The organism is Cupriavidus sp. C3SS-1, from assembly GCF_057073755.1.
On record NZ_CP172700.1, the window covers coordinates 1605409 to 1622022 of the forward strand.

Sequence of the window (16614 nt, forward strand, 5' to 3'; positions counted from 1 at the left end):
GCCGCCGCTCACCATGTCCCTCGCTTCCGACAACCTGGTCCATCGCGTCATTTCGCGGCTGCGCCTGCGGCACATGCCGCTGTTGCTGGCGCTGGAAAGGCAGCGCTCGGTCTCGCGCGTCGCCGCCGAGATGAACCTGTCGCAACCGGCCGTCACCAAGATGCTGCGCGAGATCGAGGACATCTTCGCGGTGCCGCTGTTCACGCGCACGCGCCAGGGGCTGGCGCCGACGCCGACCGGCCTCAGCGTACTGGCGCACGCCCGGCTGGCGCTGGCCGACGCGGATGCGCTAGGCCGCGAGCTTGCCGTGATCGAGGCCGGCTTGTCGGGGCGGCTGCGCCTTGGGGTGATTCCGTACATCGCGCGGCCGGTGCTCGACGCCGCCTGCACCTTCGGGCTGGCGCGCTCGCCCCGCATCTCGGTCCTGGTGCGCGAGGGCACTACGGACGAACTGGTGGCCGCGTTGCGCGCCCATGAACTCGACTGCGTGATCGCGCGCACGTTCTATGTGCCAGGCGAGGATATCGCGCAGCGTCCGCTTTACCGCGAAGAGCCGGTGCTGGTGGTGCCAAGCCCGGCGGCGGCCCGCCTGGCGCGCAGCGCGCTGGACTGGGGCCGCCTGGCCGAACGCGACTGGCTGCTGCCGCCGCCCAATACGCCGATCCGCCGCACCATCAACACCATGTTCGCGGTGGCTGGCGTGGCGCAGCCTACGCCGATCGTCGAAACCTACTCGATCAAGACCATGGCCACCGTGCTGCGCAGCCATCTGGGCGCCATCACCATCGTGCCAAGAGGCGTCGCCGCCGAGCTGGTTGAGGCTGAAGGCGCAACGACGCTGCCGCACCCGCTGAGCTGGGACCTGCCGCCCGTGGGCGTAATGTGGCGAAGGGAGTCCGGCGAGGATGAAAAGATCGCGGCGCTGGTGGCTAGCGTGGCGGAGGTGGTGAGGCAGGCCTGAGGCAACACAAGCCGCGATGGTGTCAACCCGCCACGTGTGGCCGGGGCTCGTTCCCTGCCGGGAACAGCAGCGCGAACACGGTCTCGCCATCCGTGCTGCTGACCAGCGCGCGGCCACCATGCAAGCGCATGATCGAATCGACGATGGCCAGGCCGAGCCCGGTGGAAGCCGCCGAATTGCGGCGCGACGGATCGGCGCGGAAGAAGCGGCCGAATATATGCGGCAACACCTCGGGAGCGATTGCCGGCCCCGCATTGACCACGCGGATGGAGGTGGCGCCGCCCTCTTCGCCCGCGCGACGCGAAACCTCTACGCGTACCGTGCTGCCTGCAGGAGCATGGCGCAAGGCATTGTCGAGCAGGTTCGTGACCGCGCGGCGCAACAGCGTCTGGTCCGCGTGAATGCTGGCGGCGCCATTCACCGACACCCTCACGTTGCGGTCCGCCGCGACCGCCTCGAAGTATTCGGCGACCTTGTCGATTTCCGCGCGCGCATCCAGTGCGCGCACGCCCATGGCGACCTGGGCGTGGTCGGCACGCGCCAGGAACAACATGTTCTCGATCATGCGCGACAGGCGCTCGTATTCTTCCAGGTTGGATTCGAGCAAGGCCTCGTACTCGGCCACGCTGCGGCTCTGCGCCAGCGTGACTTCGGTCTGTCCGACCAGGTTGCTGATCGGCGTGCGGAAGTCATGCGCCAGGTCCGCGGAGAACGCGGACAGCCGCGAAAAGCTGTCCTGCAGGCGTGCCAGCATGCCGTTGAGTTCGCCGGCAAGTTCGCGCAGTTCGGCCGGCGCGCTGCCGACGTCCAGGCGCGTGGCCAGGCGGCTTGTCGTCACCGCGGCCGCATCGGCCGCCATGCGACGCAGCGGCCGCAATCCGCGCCGCGCCAGCACGAAGCCCAGCGCCGCCGCCACGGCCGCGCCGCACAGCGTTGCCGCGAGCAAGCGGTGGCGGTATTCGCGCATCAGCGCCACGCGATAGCCGGCATCGCGCAGCACCACGATCTCCACCGAACGGCCGGTATCGCCCAGCTGGCCGAGCGCCGCGATGGCTGACGACGCCGCCCCGCTCTTCGGCTGCCAGGGCTGCAGCATGGACTTCTGCGGCTGCGTGGTGACGGGCAGCACCGGTAGCGCCGGAATGGCCTCGTTGCGCGGATTGAGCGTGACCAGCGGCTCGCCTTGCGGCGTGCGCACCACCAGGATCAAACCCTCATGCCCCATGGCGATATCGGCGAACCGGTGCGTATCGGCGCGGACCTCGTCTTCATTGCTCACCTCGCGCAGCAGGTGGCGCACCAGCAGCACTTCGCCGACCAGCTCGCTTTCGTCACGCCCCTGCAACTGCGCCGACAGCGCGCCCGACAGGTAGGCCGCGACGCCTGCAAGGATCGCCGCCGTGGCCAGGCCATACGCCAGCGTCAGCCGCGCCGTGAGGGAGGACGTCAGGCGCTTCACGCGTCGCCCAGGCGCGGCTCGCCTTCGTCGAGCACATAGCCCATGCCGCGCCGCGTGTGGATCAGCTTGCGCTCGAACGGGTCGTCCACCTTGGCGCGCAGCCGGCGGATCGAGACATCCACGACATTGGTATTGCTGTCGAAGTTCACGTCCCACACCTGCGAGGCGATCAGCGAGCGCGACAGCACCTCGCCGCGGCGCCGCGCCAGCAGGTAGAGCAGCGCGAATTCCTTCGACGTGAGGTCGATCTTCTGCCCCGCGCGCGTGACGCGGCGGCGGATCGCGTCGATCTGCAGGTCGGCCAGCTCGATGAATTCGCTTTCGCGCAGCGGCCCGCGGCGCAGGATGGTGCGGATGCGCATGACCAGTTCGGCGAACGCGAATGGCTTGACCATGTAGTCGTCGGCGCCGAGTTCCAGGCCCTTGAGGCGGTCCTGCAGCTCGTCGCGCGCGGTCAGGAACAGCACCGGCGTATCGCGTTCGCGGCGCAGCTCGCGCAGCACGCTCCAGCCGTCCAGGCCGGGCAGCATCACATCGAGCACGATCAGGTCATAGGGCTGCTCGCGCGCGTGCGTCAGGCCGTCGATGCCGTCCCGCGCGAGGTCAACCACAAAGCCGGATTCGGTCAGCCCCTTTTGCAGGTAATCGCCCGCCTTGGGCTCGTCTTCGACAATCAGGATACGCATGCGGGTCCTTTCGGCGGGCAACATTGCGCCGCAGGCATAACGCTAGCCGAGTCCGGCCGTGCGCGGCGCAAGATGTCAAAAATGTCATCTGCAGGTGACGCATCCGCGTCAGCGGGCCCGGTAAAATGGCCAGCGACACCGAACGCACCTATTGGTTCCACGCTCCCTCGATGAAACGCCTCACTCTCCGCTTTTTCCTGCTGTGTCTTCCGCTGGCGGCCCTGCCCGGTGCAAGCCACGCGACATCCGAGACGCCAGCCTGTGCCGTGGTGCAGGCCGCTGGCTTGTCGCTGGCGGAGCGTCATGCGGCGGCCAAGGCGAGCGCCGAAGCGGCACTCGTTCCGGCACCGCATTGCGCGGATGGCGCCGTTCGCGTCATGAGCGCCCCGGACAGTGACGGCGCGCCCCTGCAACTGCACGACCGCGACGGCAACGCCGAGAAAGAGAAGCCCGTCCAGGGCGAGAGCAGCGGCCCGCACAGCCGCTGCGTCGCGCGCCAAGGATGTAGTACCCTGGGCGCGCTGACAGAATTGCCGATCACGGCACTTGCCCACTATGGGCATGCTGCCGCGATGGCGTCCACGGCCGCGTTCGCCGGCCCTTTCAGCGGTTTCCCCGCCCTGCCCTGACACGTCCCGCGCGCCTGCCAGGACGGCAGGTGGCTCACTCGACGCGGTAGAAATCGATCGACTGGCCCGCGTTCACCGCGCGTTGAAGCCAGTCCGGATACTCCCCGGTACCGTCCCAGCTCTGTCCCATTGCATTGCGGTAAAGCAGAGTGGCCTTCTTTGGCGGCGGTTGCACCGCAGCAGCGTCGATGGGCGCTTGTTGATGCGTTGCCTCGGGATCCGCGGCCGCGACCTCTCCGGCCGACGGCACTCCGTCAAAGCATCCGGCGGCCATCAGGTCGTCAAGCGTGAGGGCGTAGTTGTCCATTTGCTCGCGAATCCACGTGATCGCGGCAAGCTTGGCTGATTCAGACTCAGGCATGAGTAGTGTGAGAAGCCCGCCGCAATGTCTCCGATTCCGGCGGTGCAATGGAAGACCGGCGCCAGGCGGCGCCGGTGTGATTCCGGGGATTTTACCGTGTTTGGCGAAGCGTCCCGCGAAACGCGGCCTGCGCCCCGCCGGCGCGGGCCCATGACACCATTGTCATGGCGCAGTCATGCTGCTGTGCGGCACGCCTGCCTAGACTGGCCGCATGGCTGGTCAAGCCCTGACCGGCCGGCTAAGGAGATACACCATGCGACTGCTCAAACATACCCTGATGGCCACGGCAATGGCCGCCACGCTTGCCAGCGTGGCCACGACCGCGAGCGCCAATACGCGCGCACCCGACCCTTTCCTCGATGGCGCACGCAGCATCCACGGCCCGCGCGATGTCTTCACCGATGGCGCGCGCAGCAACCCGCGCACCCCCGATCCGTTCACCGACGGCGGGCGCAGCGGTCCGCGCACGCCCGATTCCTTTTCCGACGGCGCCTGAGCCGTCAGCGCTCAGCGCATCTCGCCATAGATGCGGCGGGCGTCCGCGGCCGTGGCGAGCGGGCGGCCCAGCATCAGCCCGCCCTGGGCGGCCTGTTCGACCAGCGCGGCATTGCCCGGCGCCAGGCTGCCGTCACGCAGGTACAGGTTGTTTTCAAAGCCCACGCGGACATGGCCGCCAAACGCTGCCGCGGCGGTCACGCACGCATTTTCCTCGCGGCCGAACGCGCAGATGGACCACGGCAGGGTTCCGTCGGCAACCTGCAGGAACGGCAGCAGGTCGCGCGGCGACGATACCTGTCCCGCCGAATAGCGCCCCAGGACATACAGCACCGACCACGCGCCAGGGGGCACCATGCCGCGTTCGCGCATGGCTTGCCAGCGCTGCACATCCGCCGCGTCATACAGGATCACCTGCGTCATGATGCGCTCGCGCGCGAGCCAGCCGATGAAGTCGGCCAGCTCGGTCTCGCTCACGTCCGGAACGGCGATTTCGCGCAGGCCCACGGATACCGCTTCGGGACGCAGCTCGCGCACCATCGCCATCTGCTGCGCGGCCTTGTACACGCCGGCGGCCTCGCTGGTGACCTGCACCAGTAGGTCATTACCCACGGCCTGCCTGACCGTGGCCAGCGCCTCGCGATAAGTCTGCGCATCGAGCGAATGGCGCCCTTCTGCGTCACGCACGTGCATGTGCATCATGGCCGCGCCGGCGTCCAGGCACGCCTTCGCGTCGGCCGCCAGCGCGGCGGCGGTCAAAGGCACCGCGGCATGGTCGGCAGCGCGCTTGTAGGCGCCGTTTGGCGCCACGGTGATGATCAGCGGCGAACTGGCCAGCGGCTGCTGGATGGGGGCCTGGGTGGCTTGGGTGGCTTGCGTCATGGCTGGATCTCGGGCAGTTCGGGGGCAATCAGGTCAAGGCCGGCGCGCAGCAGCCGGTCGTAGCGAGCGCGTTCGGCGGCAATGGTTTCGGGCGTCCATGCGTAGAAGCCTTCGCCGCGCTTCATGCCATGGCGGCCGTCGGCGGCGCGCTCGCTCAGGCAGCGCGCGGGATGGTCGTCATTGCAGAACGTCGGGTACATGGTAGCCCCGGCGGCGGCATGCACATCGATGCCGGCATGGTCGCGCTGCAGCACCGGCCCCGCGGCCAGGAAGCGGAAGCCAAAGCCGAAGCGCACCGCGGCATCCACGTCCTCGGCCGACGCAATGCCGCGGTCGATCAGGCTGAACGCTTCGCGCGACAGCGCGTGCTGCAGCCGGTTGGCCAGGAAGCCGGGCAGGTCCTGGCGCACCTTGACCGGCACCATGCCGCAGCGGCGCATGAAGGCGATCAGCGCATCGGCGCAGGCTTCGTCGCTGCCCATGCCCATGACCACTTCCACCAGCGGCACCAGGTGCGCCGGCATGAAGAAATGCAGGCCCAGCATCCGCTCGCGCCCGGACAAACCCTCGGCGATGGCGCTGATCGGGAAACTGGAACTGTTGCTGGTCAGCACCGCATCGGGGCGCGCGCGGACGCACAGGTCCGCGAACAGCGCCTGCTTGAGTTCGAGGCGCTCGGGGATGCATTCGATGACCATATCCACCGACGGCCAGTCCACCGCGTCCAGGTCCGGCACCACCGCAAGCCGCTCGGCGCCTTCGGCGCGGCCGATCGCCGCCAGGTTGGCGGCGACGCGGCCCGGCAGCGCGCCGGCGCGGTCGGGATCGGGCTCGATCACGGTGGTACGGCACATCGCCCGGGTCAGGACCACGGCGACATCGGCCCCCATGGTGCCGCCGCCGACTACCACGGCATGGGCGGCGCCAGGGCGGCCAGGCGGGACGGAGGGGGCAGGATTGTGCATTGCGTCGTTTGGCATGGCGAAGGCGGCAGGCACGCTGGCCACCGCCGTAATGGGGAATGGCAGCAGTGTAGAGAAGCCGCTTTGATTGATGAAGTTGATTCTATGGATAAAATGATCTGTTTTAGAGATCAATCCACCGACCCGGCCCATGAAGATCAACCTGTCGATGCGTGACATCGAGACCACGCTGGTGCTTGGCCGCACGCTCAATTTCCGGCAAGCGGCCACGCAGCTGCACCTGTCGCAATCGGCGCTGTCGACCCAGATCCTGCGGATCGAGGAATCGCTCGGCGTGCGCCTGTTCGACCGCACCACGCGCACGGTGCGGCTGACCGCCGCCGGCCAGGTCTTCATGCAGCAGGCCGCGCTGCTGCAGGCGGCCTTCCGGGGCGCGATCGACGCGGTCACGGGCATTGCCAGCGCCGAACGCGGCCAGGTGGCCGTGGCGGCGCTGCCCTCGCTGGCGGCGCGCATGCTGCCGCGCGTGCTGATGGACTACCACCGCGCCCGCCCCGAAGTGGCGCTGAAGGTGTTCGACACCCTGTCCGGACCCGCCTTCGACATGGTGCGTTCGGGCGATGTCGACTTCGCGCTGACCGCGGCCGATCCGCAGCAGGCCGACCTGCACTACGAGCCCCTGCTGTCCGATCGCTTCGTGCTGCTGATCCCGTCCGCGCATCCGCTGGCACGCGGCACGCTGCGCTGGGCCGACACCGCCAGCGCGCCGCATGTGTCGATGACGCACCCGAGCAGCGTGCGGCAGTACACCGAGTGGGCCTTCCTGCAGAACCGCATCCGCTTCCAGCCGGTGTTCGAGGCCGAGCACCTGGCCACGATCGCCGCCATGGTCGAATGCGGGTTCGGCGTGGCGGCGCTGCCTGAAATCGCCGCCGGCACGGTGCGGCAGCCTGGCATTGTCGAGCGGCTGCTGACTGGGCCAGTGACGGAGCGGTCGATCGGGCTGGTGACACCGCGCAACCGCAGCCTGTCGCCCGCCGCGGCGGAACTTGCGGATGCCGTGCGCGCGCACCTCTCCCACTTGCGCAGCCAGCCGGAAGCGGCCAGTGCCGAGGTGAATGCATGAGCCTGCTCGTCGACGTCCTGGTGCTGGCCGGCGTCCTGCTGGCGATCGTGGCCGTAGTGCAGGTCGCCGCCGCGCGCCTCGTGCTGCCGGAATCGACGCTGCTGTCGGCCATCGGCATCGCCATTGGCGCGGGGTATGTGGCCATCGATGCCGCGCATCCGGAATTCGCGCGGCACTTCCTGCATCCGCTGATCGACCCGGAACTGCCGCCGGAGGCCTATCTGTGGATCTTCCTGCCGCCGCTGCTATTCCATGCCGCGCTGACCGCCGACGTGCGCAGCATGCTGCCCGACGCGGCGCCGATCCTGCTGCTGGCCGTGGTCGCCGTGATCGTCGCCACCGGCGTGATCGGCCTGGCCACCGCGGCCGCGAGCGGCATGCCGCTGGCGGCGTGCCTGCTGCTCGGGGCCGTGGTCGCCACCACCGACCCCGCGGCCGTCATTGCGATCTTCCGTGACGTGGGCGCGCCGGCCCGCCTGATCCGGCTGGTCGAGGGCGAGAGCCTGCTGAACGACGCCGCGGCCATCGCCATCGTCGGCGTGCTCGTTGCCATGCTCACGGGCCACGGCGCGCAGGCCACGCTCGGCGCCGGCGTGCGCGAGCTGGCGTGGTCGTTCGTCGGCGGCGTGCTGTGCGGCACGCTGGCCGGCCGGCTGGTGGCCGAGCTGCTGCCGCGCCTGGCGGGGCTGGCCATGGCCGAAAGCGCGCTGACGCTGGCGCTGCCCTACCCGCTGTACCTGCTGGCCGAGCAGCTGCTCGGCGTGTCCGGCGTGGTGGCCGTGGTCTGTGCCGGCCTGATGGTCAGCGCGCTCGGCCCGACGCGCCTGACGCCGGCCAACTGGCGTCACCTGCGCATGATCTGGGAACAGTTCGCGGGCATCGCGGGCGCCGTGGTCTTCCTGCTCGCCGCCGTGCGCGTGCCGTCGCTGCTCGCTGGTGTCACGATCCAGCACGGGTGGCTTCTGGCGGTGCTGGTGGTGGCCGCGCTGGCGGCGCGGCTGCTGACCCTGTTCGGCCTGCTGCCGGTGCTGTCATGGCTGCGGCTGAGCGCGCCGATCAGTGGCCCGTTCAAGCTGGCGATCGCATGGGGCGGCCTGCGCGGCGCGGTCACGCTGGTGCTGGCGCTGGGCATCGCCGAGAACACCGCGCTGCCGCATCCGGTGCGCCACTTCGTCGCCATCCTGGCCACGGGCTTCGTGCTGGTCAGCCTGCTGCTGAACGGCACCACGCTGCGCTGGCTGATCCACCGGCTCGGCCTCAACCAGCTGTCGCCGCAGGAACGCGCGCTGCAGCAGCAGGCCATCCGCCTGTCGACCGAGGAGGTCGAGGCCATGCTGGGCCGCGTGGCCGACACCTTCGACCTGCCGCCGGCCGCCGCGCGCGAAGTCGCGCAGCACTACCGGCGCGGCATCGAACTGGGCTCGCCCGAGTTCGACTTCGACAGCGCGCTGTCCGAGCGCGACCGCCTGACCATCGGCCTGGTCACGCTGGCCACGCGCGAACGCGAGCTGATTCCCGAATACGGCGATGGCGTGATCTCGGTGGCCAACCTCGACGCCATGATGCGCAACACCTCGCACATGATCGACGCCGCGCGCGAGCAAGGCCGCATCGGCTACAACCGCGCGGCGCGGGCCATCCTGCAGTACCACCTGGGCTACCGGATCGCGCTCTTCCTGCATAAATGGCTGGGCCTGGACCGGCCGCTCGCGCGCGCGCTGGCCGACCGCTTCGAGCTGCTGATCTGCCGGCAGACCGTGCTGGACCGCCTGCGCCGCTACAACCGCTCGCTGCTCACGCCGGTGTTCGGCGCGCGCATGACTACGGTGCTGGACGGCGTGCTCGAAGAGCGCTTCCACTCCGCCGGCGAAGGCCTCGCGCAGATGCGCGAGCAGTTCGGCGACTACACGGTGGCGCTGGAGCGGCGCCTGCTAATGCTGTTTGCGCTGCGCAAGGGCGAGCACTCGCTGGCGTCCATGCGTGAGGAAGCCGTGATTTCCAAGCAGGCGTTCAACCAGATCGAACAGATCATGCAGCACGCGTGGCAGGCCAACCTCGTGCGCCCGCCCCTGAGCGCGGGAGGAACGCGGCGGGCCCGGTGGAACTCGCTGCGCGAGAAGCCGGCCGCGCCATCCGCGCGGCCGGCGCCCGGTCCGGTGGACAGCCCCGGCAGCGGGGAACCGGGCGATCCTGGTTGATGCCCGGTTCCGGGCGCTGCGCAGAAAGCGGGCGCATGGTCAACAGTTGACGCTGTTCCGGCCGGCGATAAACAATCGCGGATCGCCCGCCCCGCCCCCGCAGTCGCCACGCCCGCTATCTTCCCGATGATCCCTTCCGTCACCACCCTGCACGGCCGCCTGAAAATGCAGCACCTGCGCCTGCTGCTGGCCATCGAGGAACGCGGCTCGCTGCGCCAGGCCGCCGAGGCATTGACACTGACGCAACCGGCGGTGAGCAAGATGCTGCAGGACATGGAAGACCTGTTGGGCGTGTCGCTGTTCGAGCGCCATGCGCGTGGGCTGCGGCCGACGCGCTTCGGCGGCGCGGCGACACGCTATGCCAAGCTGGTGTTCGCCGACATGGCCGGCCTGCGCGACGAGCTGATGGCACTGGAATCCGGCAAGATCGGCCGCGTGCGCGTGGGGGCGGTCATGGCGCCGGCGCCGGGCCTGCTAGCGGAAGTGATCCGCGGCCTCAACCGCGACCATCCGAAGCTCGAAGTGGTTGTGCAGGTCGACACCAGCGACCTGCTGGTGCAGTTGCTGGAACGCGACCAGCTGGACATCGTGCTGGGCCGCGTACCCGAAGGCTGGGACTGCAGCGGACTCGACTTCGAGCAGTTGGGCGAGGAAGGACTGGCGATCGTGGTCGGACCGCAGCATCCGCTGGTCCGCCGGCGACGCCCTTCCTTCGCCGAGCTGACCAGGTATCCATGGATCATGCAGCCGCGCCCCAGCCCCATGCGGGCCCTGCTCGACCGCTCCTTCGAGGACGCGGGCGTAGCGCCCCCGCCCTCCACCATCGAAACCGCCGCCGTGCTGATGACCACGTCGCTGCTGGCGGACAGCCAACTGATCGCGGTGCTGCCGGAATCGGTCGCGGCGTATTACCGCAGCCTGGAGGCCCTGGCCGTGCTGCCGCTGCCGCTGCCGCGCAAGCTCGGGCCATACGGCATCGTGACGCGGCGGGGCCGCTCCGTCACGGCCTCGATGAGCGTCATCATCGATGCCTTGCGGGCTGCCTCCGCGCTCTAGTCCTGCTCTAGTCCTGCCCCTAGTCCCGCGCGCGCCTTCAGCGCCCCCAGCGCAGCACCAGCGGGTCCAGCCGGCGCGCGATCCTGAGGAGCCCTTCGCGCGTGGCGGGATGCATCGGCTGCAACGGGTGCCGCACCGCGTCCGAGGCAATCACGCCGCCCGCCTGCATCAGCGTCTTTGCCGTGGCCAGCCAGCCCTGGCGGTTCTCATGGTTGATCAGCGGCAGCCATTGCTGGTAGTGCTGCGCCGCCAGTTCGGCATCACCGGCCTGCCAGGCGTCCATGATGCGGCGGATGCCGTCCGGAAAGCCGGCGCCGGTCATGGCGCCGGTGGCGCCCGCCTCCAGGTCGGCCATCAGCGTGATGGCCTCTTCGCCGTCCCACGGGCCGACGATGGCGTCGCCGCCCAGCTCGATCAGTTCGCGCAGCTTCGCCGCGGCCTGCGGCACCTCGATCTTGAAATAGGAGACGTTGGCAATCTCCCTGGCCATGCGTGCCAGGAACGGCGCCGACAACGTGGTGCCGCTGACCGGCGCGTCCTGGATCATGATGGGAATGTCGATGGCGTCCGACACCGCGCCGAAGAACTCGTAGATGCCGCGCTCCGGCACGCGGATCGTGGCGCCATGATAGGGCGGCATCACCATCACCATGGCGGCACCGGCGTCCTGCGCGGCCCGGCTGCGCTCGGCGCAGATGCGCGAGCTGAAATGCGTGGTGGTGACGATCACCGGCACGCGGCCGTCCACATGCTCCAGCGCGGTCTTCATCAGCAGGCCGCGCTCGTCGTCGCCGAGCACGAACTGCTCGGAAAAATTGGCCAGGATGCAGAGGCCGTGCGAACCGGCATCGATCATGAAGTCGATGCAGCGGCGCTGGCCGTCAAGGTCCAGCGCGCCGTGCGCGTCGAAGATGGTGGGCACCACCGGGAATACCCCGCGATGGGCCGGCCGTGCGGCGGACGTGCTCATGTGGTCTCCTTCTTGAGGGGAGCCGGCAACTGCCGGCAGGCGCCCAATATACGGCGCGGCTGGCCGCGATGTATATTGAATCGTTTCCATTATGTGATCGCTTTTTCGACTCGCCCTCGCTTTCCTTCACCCCCGTCCTTCACTCCCGTCCTTCACGCCCGCCCTGCCCCATGAAGACCACGCTCGACGTTCTGATGTCACGGCTGCGCATGAAGCAGCTCCAGTTGCTGATCGCGCTGGACGAACACAAGAGCCTGCACCAGGCCGCCGCCGCCATGGCCACGACCCAGTCCGCGGCCAGCAAGGCGCTGCAGGAACTGGAAGGCATGCTGGATGCGCCGCTGTTCGAACGTTCGCGCAGTGGCATGCGCCCGAACCCGTTCGGCCATTGCGTGATCCGCTATGCGCGGCTGATGGTCACCGACCTGGGCGCCCTGTGCCAGGACATGGCCGAGATCCGTTCCGGCCAGGGCGGCCATCTGGCGGTGGGCACCATCATGGGCGCGGTGCCGGACGTACTGGTGCCGGCGCTAGAAGCCATGCAGGCCGCCCAGCCCAGGCTTGCGCTGCACCTCGTCGAGGACACCAGCGTGCGCCTGCTCGACCTGCTGGACGACGGCCGCCTCGACCTGGTGCTGGGCCGGGCGCTGGTGAGCGGGCAGCCCGACCGCTACCACTACCAGCCCATAGGCGAAGAGCCGGTGTCGGTGGTAGTGGGCCATGGCCGCCCGGCGCCTCGCGCGAAGACCCTGGCACTGGCCGACCTGGCCGGCTACCGCTGGATCGTTTACCCGGGACAGATGCCGATGCACGAACTGCTGCAGCGCGAATTTGATCTGGCTGGCCTGAGCCTGCCCGCCAACGTGATCTCAACCTCGTCCACGTTCGTGACCGTCTCCCTGCTCCAGCGCGGCGAACGGCTGGTGTCGTTGCTGCCCACCAGCGTGGCGGAGCTGTTTGCCCACAAGAAGATGCTGCGCATCCTGCCGGTGCGGCTGCAGTCGCGCCACCAGACCTTCGGCATCGTCACCCGGCGCGGCGGCACGCTGTCGGCGGCGGCACGGGAACTGATCGGCCTGCTGAAATCCGCCGGCAATGCGCAGAGGTATTCCCACAGGTGATCACCCATTCAAAAATGCTCAGTAGTTGATTAGCACTGCTGTCCGTATATTTTGGCCAGGCAGCAAAGACTGACAACCAGGATGGAGACAAGCATGAAACGATGGATCTCCGGCGCCTGCGCCGGACTGATCGGCCTGACCGCAGCCGTGGGCGCAGTCCAGGCACAGGATTCCCGGCCCGTGCGCCTGATGGTCGGGGCGGCACCGGGCGGCGGCACCGACGTGATGGCACGCATCGTGTCCGACAAGCTGGCCGCCATCCTCAAGCAGCCCGTGCTGGTCGACAACCGGCCCGGCGCCTCCAACACCATTGCCGCCGACATCACCGCCAAGGCGGCGCCGGACGGCAATACGCTGCTGATGGGCGTGGTCACCTCGCAGGCGATCGCGCCGCACCTGCTCAAGCTCCAGTTCGATCCGCTCAAGGACCTGGCTCCGGTCGCGCTGGTGTCCTCCGTGCCCAATGTGCTGGTGGTCAACAACCAGGTGCCGGCTCGCGACGTAAAGGCGCTGGTGGCCCAGATCCAGGCCAGTCCGGACAAGTTCCGCTACAGCTCCTCCGGCGTCGGCAGCACCCAGCATCTTGCCGGCGCGGCGTTTGCCCGCCAGATCCATGGGCAGCTGCTGCATGTGCCGTACAAGAGCAGCAGCAGCGCGCTGGTTGACCTGATGGGCGGCCAGGTCGACATGAGCTTCGAGACCATGCCTTCGGTGATCAGCCATATCAAGTCCGGCAAATTGCGCGCGCTCGCAGTGACCGCGGACCAGCGCTCGCCCCTGCTGCCAAACGTGCCCACGCTGGCCGAAGCCGGTGTGTCAGGCATCCAGATGAATGCCTGGTATGGGGTCTATGCGCCGGCTGGCACGCCTGCCGCCACGCTGCAGAAGATCAGCGCCGCGCTCGCCACCGTGCTGAAGGACCCCGACACCGTGCGCCGCCTGAATGATGTCGGCGCGGTGCCCGGCACGCTCAATGCCAGCCAGTTCGACGCGTTCTCGCGCAGCGAATATGCCCGCTACGGCAAGCTGATCGCCGAACTAGGCGTCAAGCTCGACTGAACCCGCATTCACCGCATCCGCCATGACTCAACGCCCCCGCCTCGCCATGGTGCTCGGCGATCCCGCCGGCATCGGCCCTGAACTGGTTGCCCGGCTGCTGGCCGACCCGAACGCAGCGCAGGCGCAGATCCTGCTGATTGCCGATCGCGACGAATGGCGCCACGCCCTGCGGCTGGCCAGCGTCGACCTTGCACTGCCCGAGACCGGCCGCCTCGGTTTCGACGGCACTGACGCCGGCCCGCGCCTGTACCACTGGGAACTGGAAGGCAAGCCGGCCTATCCGCGCGGCGCCGCCAGCGCCGAAGGCGGCCGCTACAGCCTGGGCACGCTCGCGCTGGCGTTGGAACTCGCCCAGTCCGGCCACGCCGACGCCATCGTGTTCGGCCCGCTCAACAAAAGCTCGCTGCATGCCGCCGGTATGGGCCACAACGACGAGTTGCACTGGTTTGCCGGGCAGCTTGGCCATCGCGGCGCCTTCTGCGAGTTCAATGTGCTGGATGGCCTTTGGACCTCGCGCGTGACCTCGCACGTGGCGCTCAAGGACGTGCCGGGCATGATCACGCGCGACAGCGTGGGCGCTGCGATCGACCTGATCGACCAGGCGCTGCGCAATGCCGGCATGCGCGTGCCGCGCATCGCGGTATGCGGCCTCAATCCGCACAACGGCGACAACGGCGCCTTTGGCCGCGAGGAGATCGACGTGATCGCGCCGGCCGTGGCCGATGCCCAGGCACGCGGCGTGGCGGCGCAGGGGCCCTTCCCGGCCGACACCATTTTCCTCAAGGTGCAAGGCGGACCGGCGCAGCGCCAGTTCGACGCCATTGTCACCATGTACCACGACCAGGGCCAGATAGGCATCAAGCTGATGGGCTTCTCGCGCGGCGTCACGGTCCAGGGCGGCCTGCCGGTGCCGATCACCACGCCGGCGCACGGCACCGCATTCGACATCACGCAGCAAGGCCGGGCCGATCCCGGCGCGATTCTGCAGGCGTTCCGGATTGCCTGCACGATGGGTGCGCAACGACGTGCCGCCGCGCAGCAGTGAGCACGCATCCTGACAGGTCGGCCTAGGGCCGCCCTTCGAACGCGGCGCCGGCATACCCGCCGGCCCGCGGCCACGACGCAAACCTGGACATGGCCGCCGAGACCGCGGCCGAGGGCGCACTCGCGCGCGCAGTCACGGCGCCGGCACGCCAGCCCGACACCAACCGTATTTCTGCCGTAAAAGGAGCCACATCATGAAGATCACCAACGTCCGCGCCCGGGTATTCGAATGGAAGGGCAAGACCGTGCCCCCGCAGGCCCACTTCTGCACCAACGCCACGGACATCCTGTTCGACCGCGGCGACGCCATGGGCTCGTTCCGCTTCCATGGCTGGCTGGTGGTAGAGGTCGAGACCGACATCGGCCTGGTCGGCATCGGCAACTGCGCGCTGGCGCCACGCGTGGCCAAGCAGGTCATCGACCAGTACCTGGCCCCGATCGTGATCGGACAGGACCCGTTCGACAATGAATACCTGTGGCAGAAGATGTACCGCCGCACCCATGCCTGGGGCCGCAAGGGCATCGGCATGGCCGCGATCTCGGCAGTGGACATCGCGCTGTGGGACCTGATGGGCAAGGCGGTGGGCAAACCCGTGTTCAAGCTGCTGGGGGGACGCACCAAGGAGAAGATCTGGTGCTATGCCTCCAAGCTCTACAACAACGACGATCGCGACGCCTTCCTGGGCGAAGCCCGGCGCTATCTGGACCAGGGCTTCACCGCGATGAAAATGCGCTTTGGCTACGGCCCCAAGGACGGCCCCGCCGGCATGCAGAAGAACCTGGAGCAGGTGCGCCTGCTGCGCGAACTGGTGGGCGACGGCGTCGACATCATGCTGGAGTGCTACATGGGCTGGACGCTCGAATACGCGCGCCGCATGGTGCCGCGCCTGGCCGAGTTCAACCCGCGCTGGCTGGAGGAGCCGGTCATCGCCGACGATATCGAGGGATACGCCGAGCTGAAGAAGCTGAGCCCGTTCCCGATCTCCGGGGGCGAGCACGAGTTCACCTCGTACGGCTTCAAGGACCTGCTCGAGCGCCGCGCGGTGGACGTGATCCAGTACGACACCAACCGCGTGGGCGGCATCACCGCGGCGCAGAAGATCAACGCCATGGCCGAAGCCTGGTCGGTACCGGTGATCCCGCATGCCGGCCAGATGCACAACTACCACCTGACCATGGCCTCCACCGCTTCGCCCATGTCGGAGTACTTCCCGGTGCATGACGTGGAAGTCGGCAATGAACTTTTCTACTACATCTTCAAGGGCGACCCGGCACCGGACAATGGCTACCTGCAGCTGGACGACAACCTCCCCGGCCTCGGCCTGACCTTGAACGACGAACATTTCGGCGACTTCGACATCATCGGCTGAACCTCGTGCCCGCACGGGGCGGTCACGCCGCCCCGCTGCATTGCCGCGCGTCGGTCACCGTCATCCGCCACAGGCTGCCGCGAACAGTACCCCGTCGACGCGCGCCTGCACGTAGGCGGACACGTCCACCAGGCCAAGCAGCGCGGCCAGCAATGCGATACCGGACCACGCCGCCACCATGCCCGTGCGGCGGCCCGCCTGCAGGGCCGCCAGCATGAGCGGAAGCAGGCAGGCAACGACAAACAGAAGTCGGATCGCGGACATTGGCTGAATC

General features: G+C 68.6%; 17 protein-coding genes. 10 read left to right on the forward strand and 7 right to left on the reverse strand.

What is annotated here, in order from left to right; translation table 11 throughout:
• Positions 1–13: 13 nt before the first annotated feature.
• Positions 14–961 (forward strand): LysR family transcriptional regulator, encoded by a 948-nt coding sequence (locus tag ACIGJC_RS23465; RefSeq protein ID WP_483711804.1) that lies wholly within the window; start codon positions 14–16, stop codon positions 959–961.
• 22 nt (positions 962–983) lie between these two features.
• Here ACIGJC_RS23465 and ACIGJC_RS23470 read toward each other — a convergent pair whose 3' ends face one another.
• Both ACIGJC_RS23470 and ACIGJC_RS23475 read right to left on the reverse strand, forming a co-directional pair.
• Complete coding sequence (locus ACIGJC_RS23470) at positions 984–2420, reverse strand: heavy metal sensor histidine kinase (protein ID WP_483711805.1); 1437 nt, start codon at positions 2418–2420, stop codon at positions 984–986.
• A complete protein-coding gene (locus ACIGJC_RS23475; RefSeq protein ID WP_483711806.1) occupies positions 2417–3106 on the reverse strand; it encodes a heavy metal response regulator transcription factor in 690 nt (229 codons plus the stop codon). Before ACIGJC_RS23475 ends, ACIGJC_RS23470 begins: the two co-directional genes overlap by 4 nt.
• Positions 3107–3231: 125 nt before the next feature.
• On the opposite strand from ACIGJC_RS23475, the gene ACIGJC_RS23480 reads away from it, so the two are divergent.
• Entirely contained in the window at positions 3232–3735 is a 504-nt protein-coding gene (locus tag ACIGJC_RS23480) for a hypothetical protein (RefSeq protein ID WP_483711807.1), read from the forward strand.
• A gap of 34 nt (positions 3736–3769) precedes the next feature.
• Here ACIGJC_RS23480 and ACIGJC_RS23485 read toward each other — a convergent pair whose 3' ends face one another.
• On the reverse strand, positions 3770–4096 hold the full coding sequence (locus ACIGJC_RS23485; protein ID WP_483711808.1) for an H-NS family nucleoid-associated regulatory protein: 327 nt from the start codon (positions 4094–4096) through the stop codon (positions 3770–3772).
• 253 nt (positions 4097–4349) lie between these two features.
• Here ACIGJC_RS23485 and ACIGJC_RS23490 point away from each other — a divergent pair, with 253 nt between their 5' ends.
• Positions 4350–4592 (forward strand): hypothetical protein, encoded by a 243-nt coding sequence (locus tag ACIGJC_RS23490; RefSeq protein WP_483711809.1) that lies wholly within the window; start codon positions 4350–4352, stop codon positions 4590–4592.
• Between the two features lie 11 nt (positions 4593–4603).
• Here ACIGJC_RS23490 and ACIGJC_RS23495 read toward each other — a convergent pair whose 3' ends face one another.
• Positions 4604–5473 (reverse strand): beta-keto acid cleavage family enzyme, encoded by an 870-nt coding sequence (locus ACIGJC_RS23495; protein ID WP_483711810.1) that lies wholly within the window; start codon positions 5471–5473, stop codon positions 4604–4606.
• Entirely contained in the window at positions 5470–6438 is a 969-nt protein-coding gene (locus ACIGJC_RS23500; protein WP_483714365.1) for a 3-hydroxyacyl-CoA dehydrogenase family protein, read from the reverse strand. The genes ACIGJC_RS23495 and ACIGJC_RS23500 overlap by 4 nt, the downstream gene beginning before the upstream one ends.
• Positions 6439–6586: 148 nt before the next feature.
• Here ACIGJC_RS23500 and ACIGJC_RS23505 point away from each other — a divergent pair, with 148 nt between their 5' ends.
• The 3 genes from ACIGJC_RS23505 to ACIGJC_RS23515 all read left to right on the forward strand — a co-directional run bounded on the left by ACIGJC_RS23505 (position 6587) and on the right by ACIGJC_RS23515 (position 10776).
• Positions 6587–7522, forward strand: coding sequence for a LysR family transcriptional regulator (locus tag ACIGJC_RS23505; protein WP_483711811.1), 936 nt, complete (start codon positions 6587–6589; stop codon positions 7520–7522).
• Positions 7519–9720: a cation:proton antiporter gene (locus ACIGJC_RS23510; RefSeq protein WP_483711812.1), complete on the forward strand. Its 2202-nt coding sequence runs from the start codon at positions 7519–7521 to the stop codon at positions 9718–9720. The genes ACIGJC_RS23505 and ACIGJC_RS23510 overlap by 4 nt, the downstream gene beginning before the upstream one ends.
• A 126-nt stretch (positions 9721–9846) precedes the next feature.
• Complete coding sequence (locus ACIGJC_RS23515; protein ID WP_483711813.1) at positions 9847–10776, forward strand: LysR family transcriptional regulator; 930 nt, start codon at positions 9847–9849, stop codon at positions 10774–10776.
• A 37-nt stretch (positions 10777–10813) separates the two neighbouring features.
• On the opposite strand, the gene ACIGJC_RS23520 is transcribed toward ACIGJC_RS23515, so the two are convergent.
• Entirely contained in the window at positions 10814–11746 is a 933-nt protein-coding gene (locus ACIGJC_RS23520) for a dihydrodipicolinate synthase family protein (RefSeq protein ID WP_483711814.1), read from the reverse strand.
• A 170-nt stretch (positions 11747–11916) separates the two neighbouring features.
• Here ACIGJC_RS23520 and ACIGJC_RS23525 point away from each other — a divergent pair, with 170 nt between their 5' ends.
• From ACIGJC_RS23525 to ACIGJC_RS23540, 4 genes are all read left to right on the forward strand, one after another.
• Complete coding sequence (locus ACIGJC_RS23525; RefSeq protein ID WP_483711815.1) at positions 11917–12867, forward strand: LysR family transcriptional regulator; 951 nt, start codon at positions 11917–11919, stop codon at positions 12865–12867.
• A gap of 93 nt (positions 12868–12960) precedes the next feature.
• Positions 12961–13926 (forward strand): Bug family tripartite tricarboxylate transporter substrate binding protein, encoded by a 966-nt coding sequence (locus ACIGJC_RS23530; RefSeq protein WP_483711816.1) that lies wholly within the window; start codon positions 12961–12963, stop codon positions 13924–13926.
• Positions 13927–13948: 22 nt separating this feature from the next.
• Positions 13949–14971 carry a 4-hydroxythreonine-4-phosphate dehydrogenase PdxA gene (locus ACIGJC_RS23535; RefSeq protein ID WP_483711817.1) on the forward strand — a complete coding sequence of 341 codons (1023 nt, stop codon included), beginning with the start codon at positions 13949–13951 and terminating at the stop codon, positions 14969–14971.
• Positions 14972–15164: 193 nt separating this feature from the next.
• Entirely contained in the window at positions 15165–16340 is a 1176-nt protein-coding gene (locus ACIGJC_RS23540) for an L-rhamnonate dehydratase (RefSeq protein ID WP_483711818.1), read from the forward strand.
• Positions 16341–16400: 60 nt separating this feature from the next.
• Here the strand turns inward: ACIGJC_RS23540 and ACIGJC_RS23545 are convergent, their stop codons facing one another.
• A complete protein-coding gene (locus ACIGJC_RS23545) occupies positions 16401–16604 on the reverse strand; it encodes a hypothetical protein (protein ID WP_483711819.1) in 204 nt (67 codons plus the stop codon).
• Between the last annotated feature and the right edge of the window lie 10 nt (positions 16605–16614).

Excerpts from the sequence above, each read along its gene's own strand:
- ACIGJC_RS23465 (WP_483711804.1), top strand. The coding sequence starts at position 14 with ATGTCCCTCGCTTCCGACAACCTGGTCCATCGCGTCATTTCGCGGCTG.
- ACIGJC_RS23475 (WP_483711806.1), bottom strand. The coding sequence starts at position 3,106 with ATGCGTATCCTGATTGTCGAAGACGAGCCCAAGGCGGGCGATTACCTG.
- ACIGJC_RS23480 (WP_483711807.1), top strand. The coding sequence starts at position 3,232 with ATGGCCAGCGACACCGAACGCACCTATTGGTTCCACGCTCCCTCGATG.
- ACIGJC_RS23485 (WP_483711808.1), bottom strand. The coding sequence starts at position 4,096 with ATGCCTGAGTCTGAATCAGCCAAGCTTGCCGCGATCACGTGGATTCGC.
- ACIGJC_RS23490 (WP_483711809.1), top strand. The coding sequence starts at position 4,350 with ATGCGACTGCTCAAACATACCCTGATGGCCACGGCAATGGCCGCCACG.
- ACIGJC_RS23495 (WP_483711810.1), bottom strand. The coding sequence starts at position 5,473 with ATGACGCAAGCCACCCAAGCCACCCAGGCCCCCATCCAGCAGCCGCTG.
- ACIGJC_RS23500 (WP_483714365.1), bottom strand. The coding sequence starts at position 6,438 with ATGCACAATCCTGCCCCCTCCGTCCCGCCTGGCCGCCCTGGCGCCGCC.
- ACIGJC_RS23505 (WP_483711811.1), top strand. The coding sequence starts at position 6,587 with ATGAAGATCAACCTGTCGATGCGTGACATCGAGACCACGCTGGTGCTT.
- ACIGJC_RS23510 (WP_483711812.1), top strand. The coding sequence starts at position 7,519 with ATGAGCCTGCTCGTCGACGTCCTGGTGCTGGCCGGCGTCCTGCTGGCG.
- ACIGJC_RS23515 (WP_483711813.1), top strand. The coding sequence starts at position 9,847 with ATGATCCCTTCCGTCACCACCCTGCACGGCCGCCTGAAAATGCAGCAC.
- ACIGJC_RS23520 (WP_483711814.1), bottom strand. The coding sequence starts at position 11,746 with ATGAGCACGTCCGCCGCACGGCCGGCCCATCGCGGGGTATTCCCGGTG.
- ACIGJC_RS23525 (WP_483711815.1), top strand. The coding sequence starts at position 11,917 with ATGAAGACCACGCTCGACGTTCTGATGTCACGGCTGCGCATGAAGCAG.
- ACIGJC_RS23530 (WP_483711816.1), top strand. The coding sequence starts at position 12,961 with ATGAAACGATGGATCTCCGGCGCCTGCGCCGGACTGATCGGCCTGACC.
- ACIGJC_RS23535 (WP_483711817.1), top strand. The coding sequence starts at position 13,949 with ATGACTCAACGCCCCCGCCTCGCCATGGTGCTCGGCGATCCCGCCGGC.
- ACIGJC_RS23540 (WP_483711818.1), top strand. The coding sequence starts at position 15,165 with ATGAAGATCACCAACGTCCGCGCCCGGGTATTCGAATGGAAGGGCAAG.
- ACIGJC_RS23545 (WP_483711819.1), bottom strand. The coding sequence starts at position 16,604 with ATGTCCGCGATCCGACTTCTGTTTGTCGTTGCCTGCCTGCTTCCGCTC.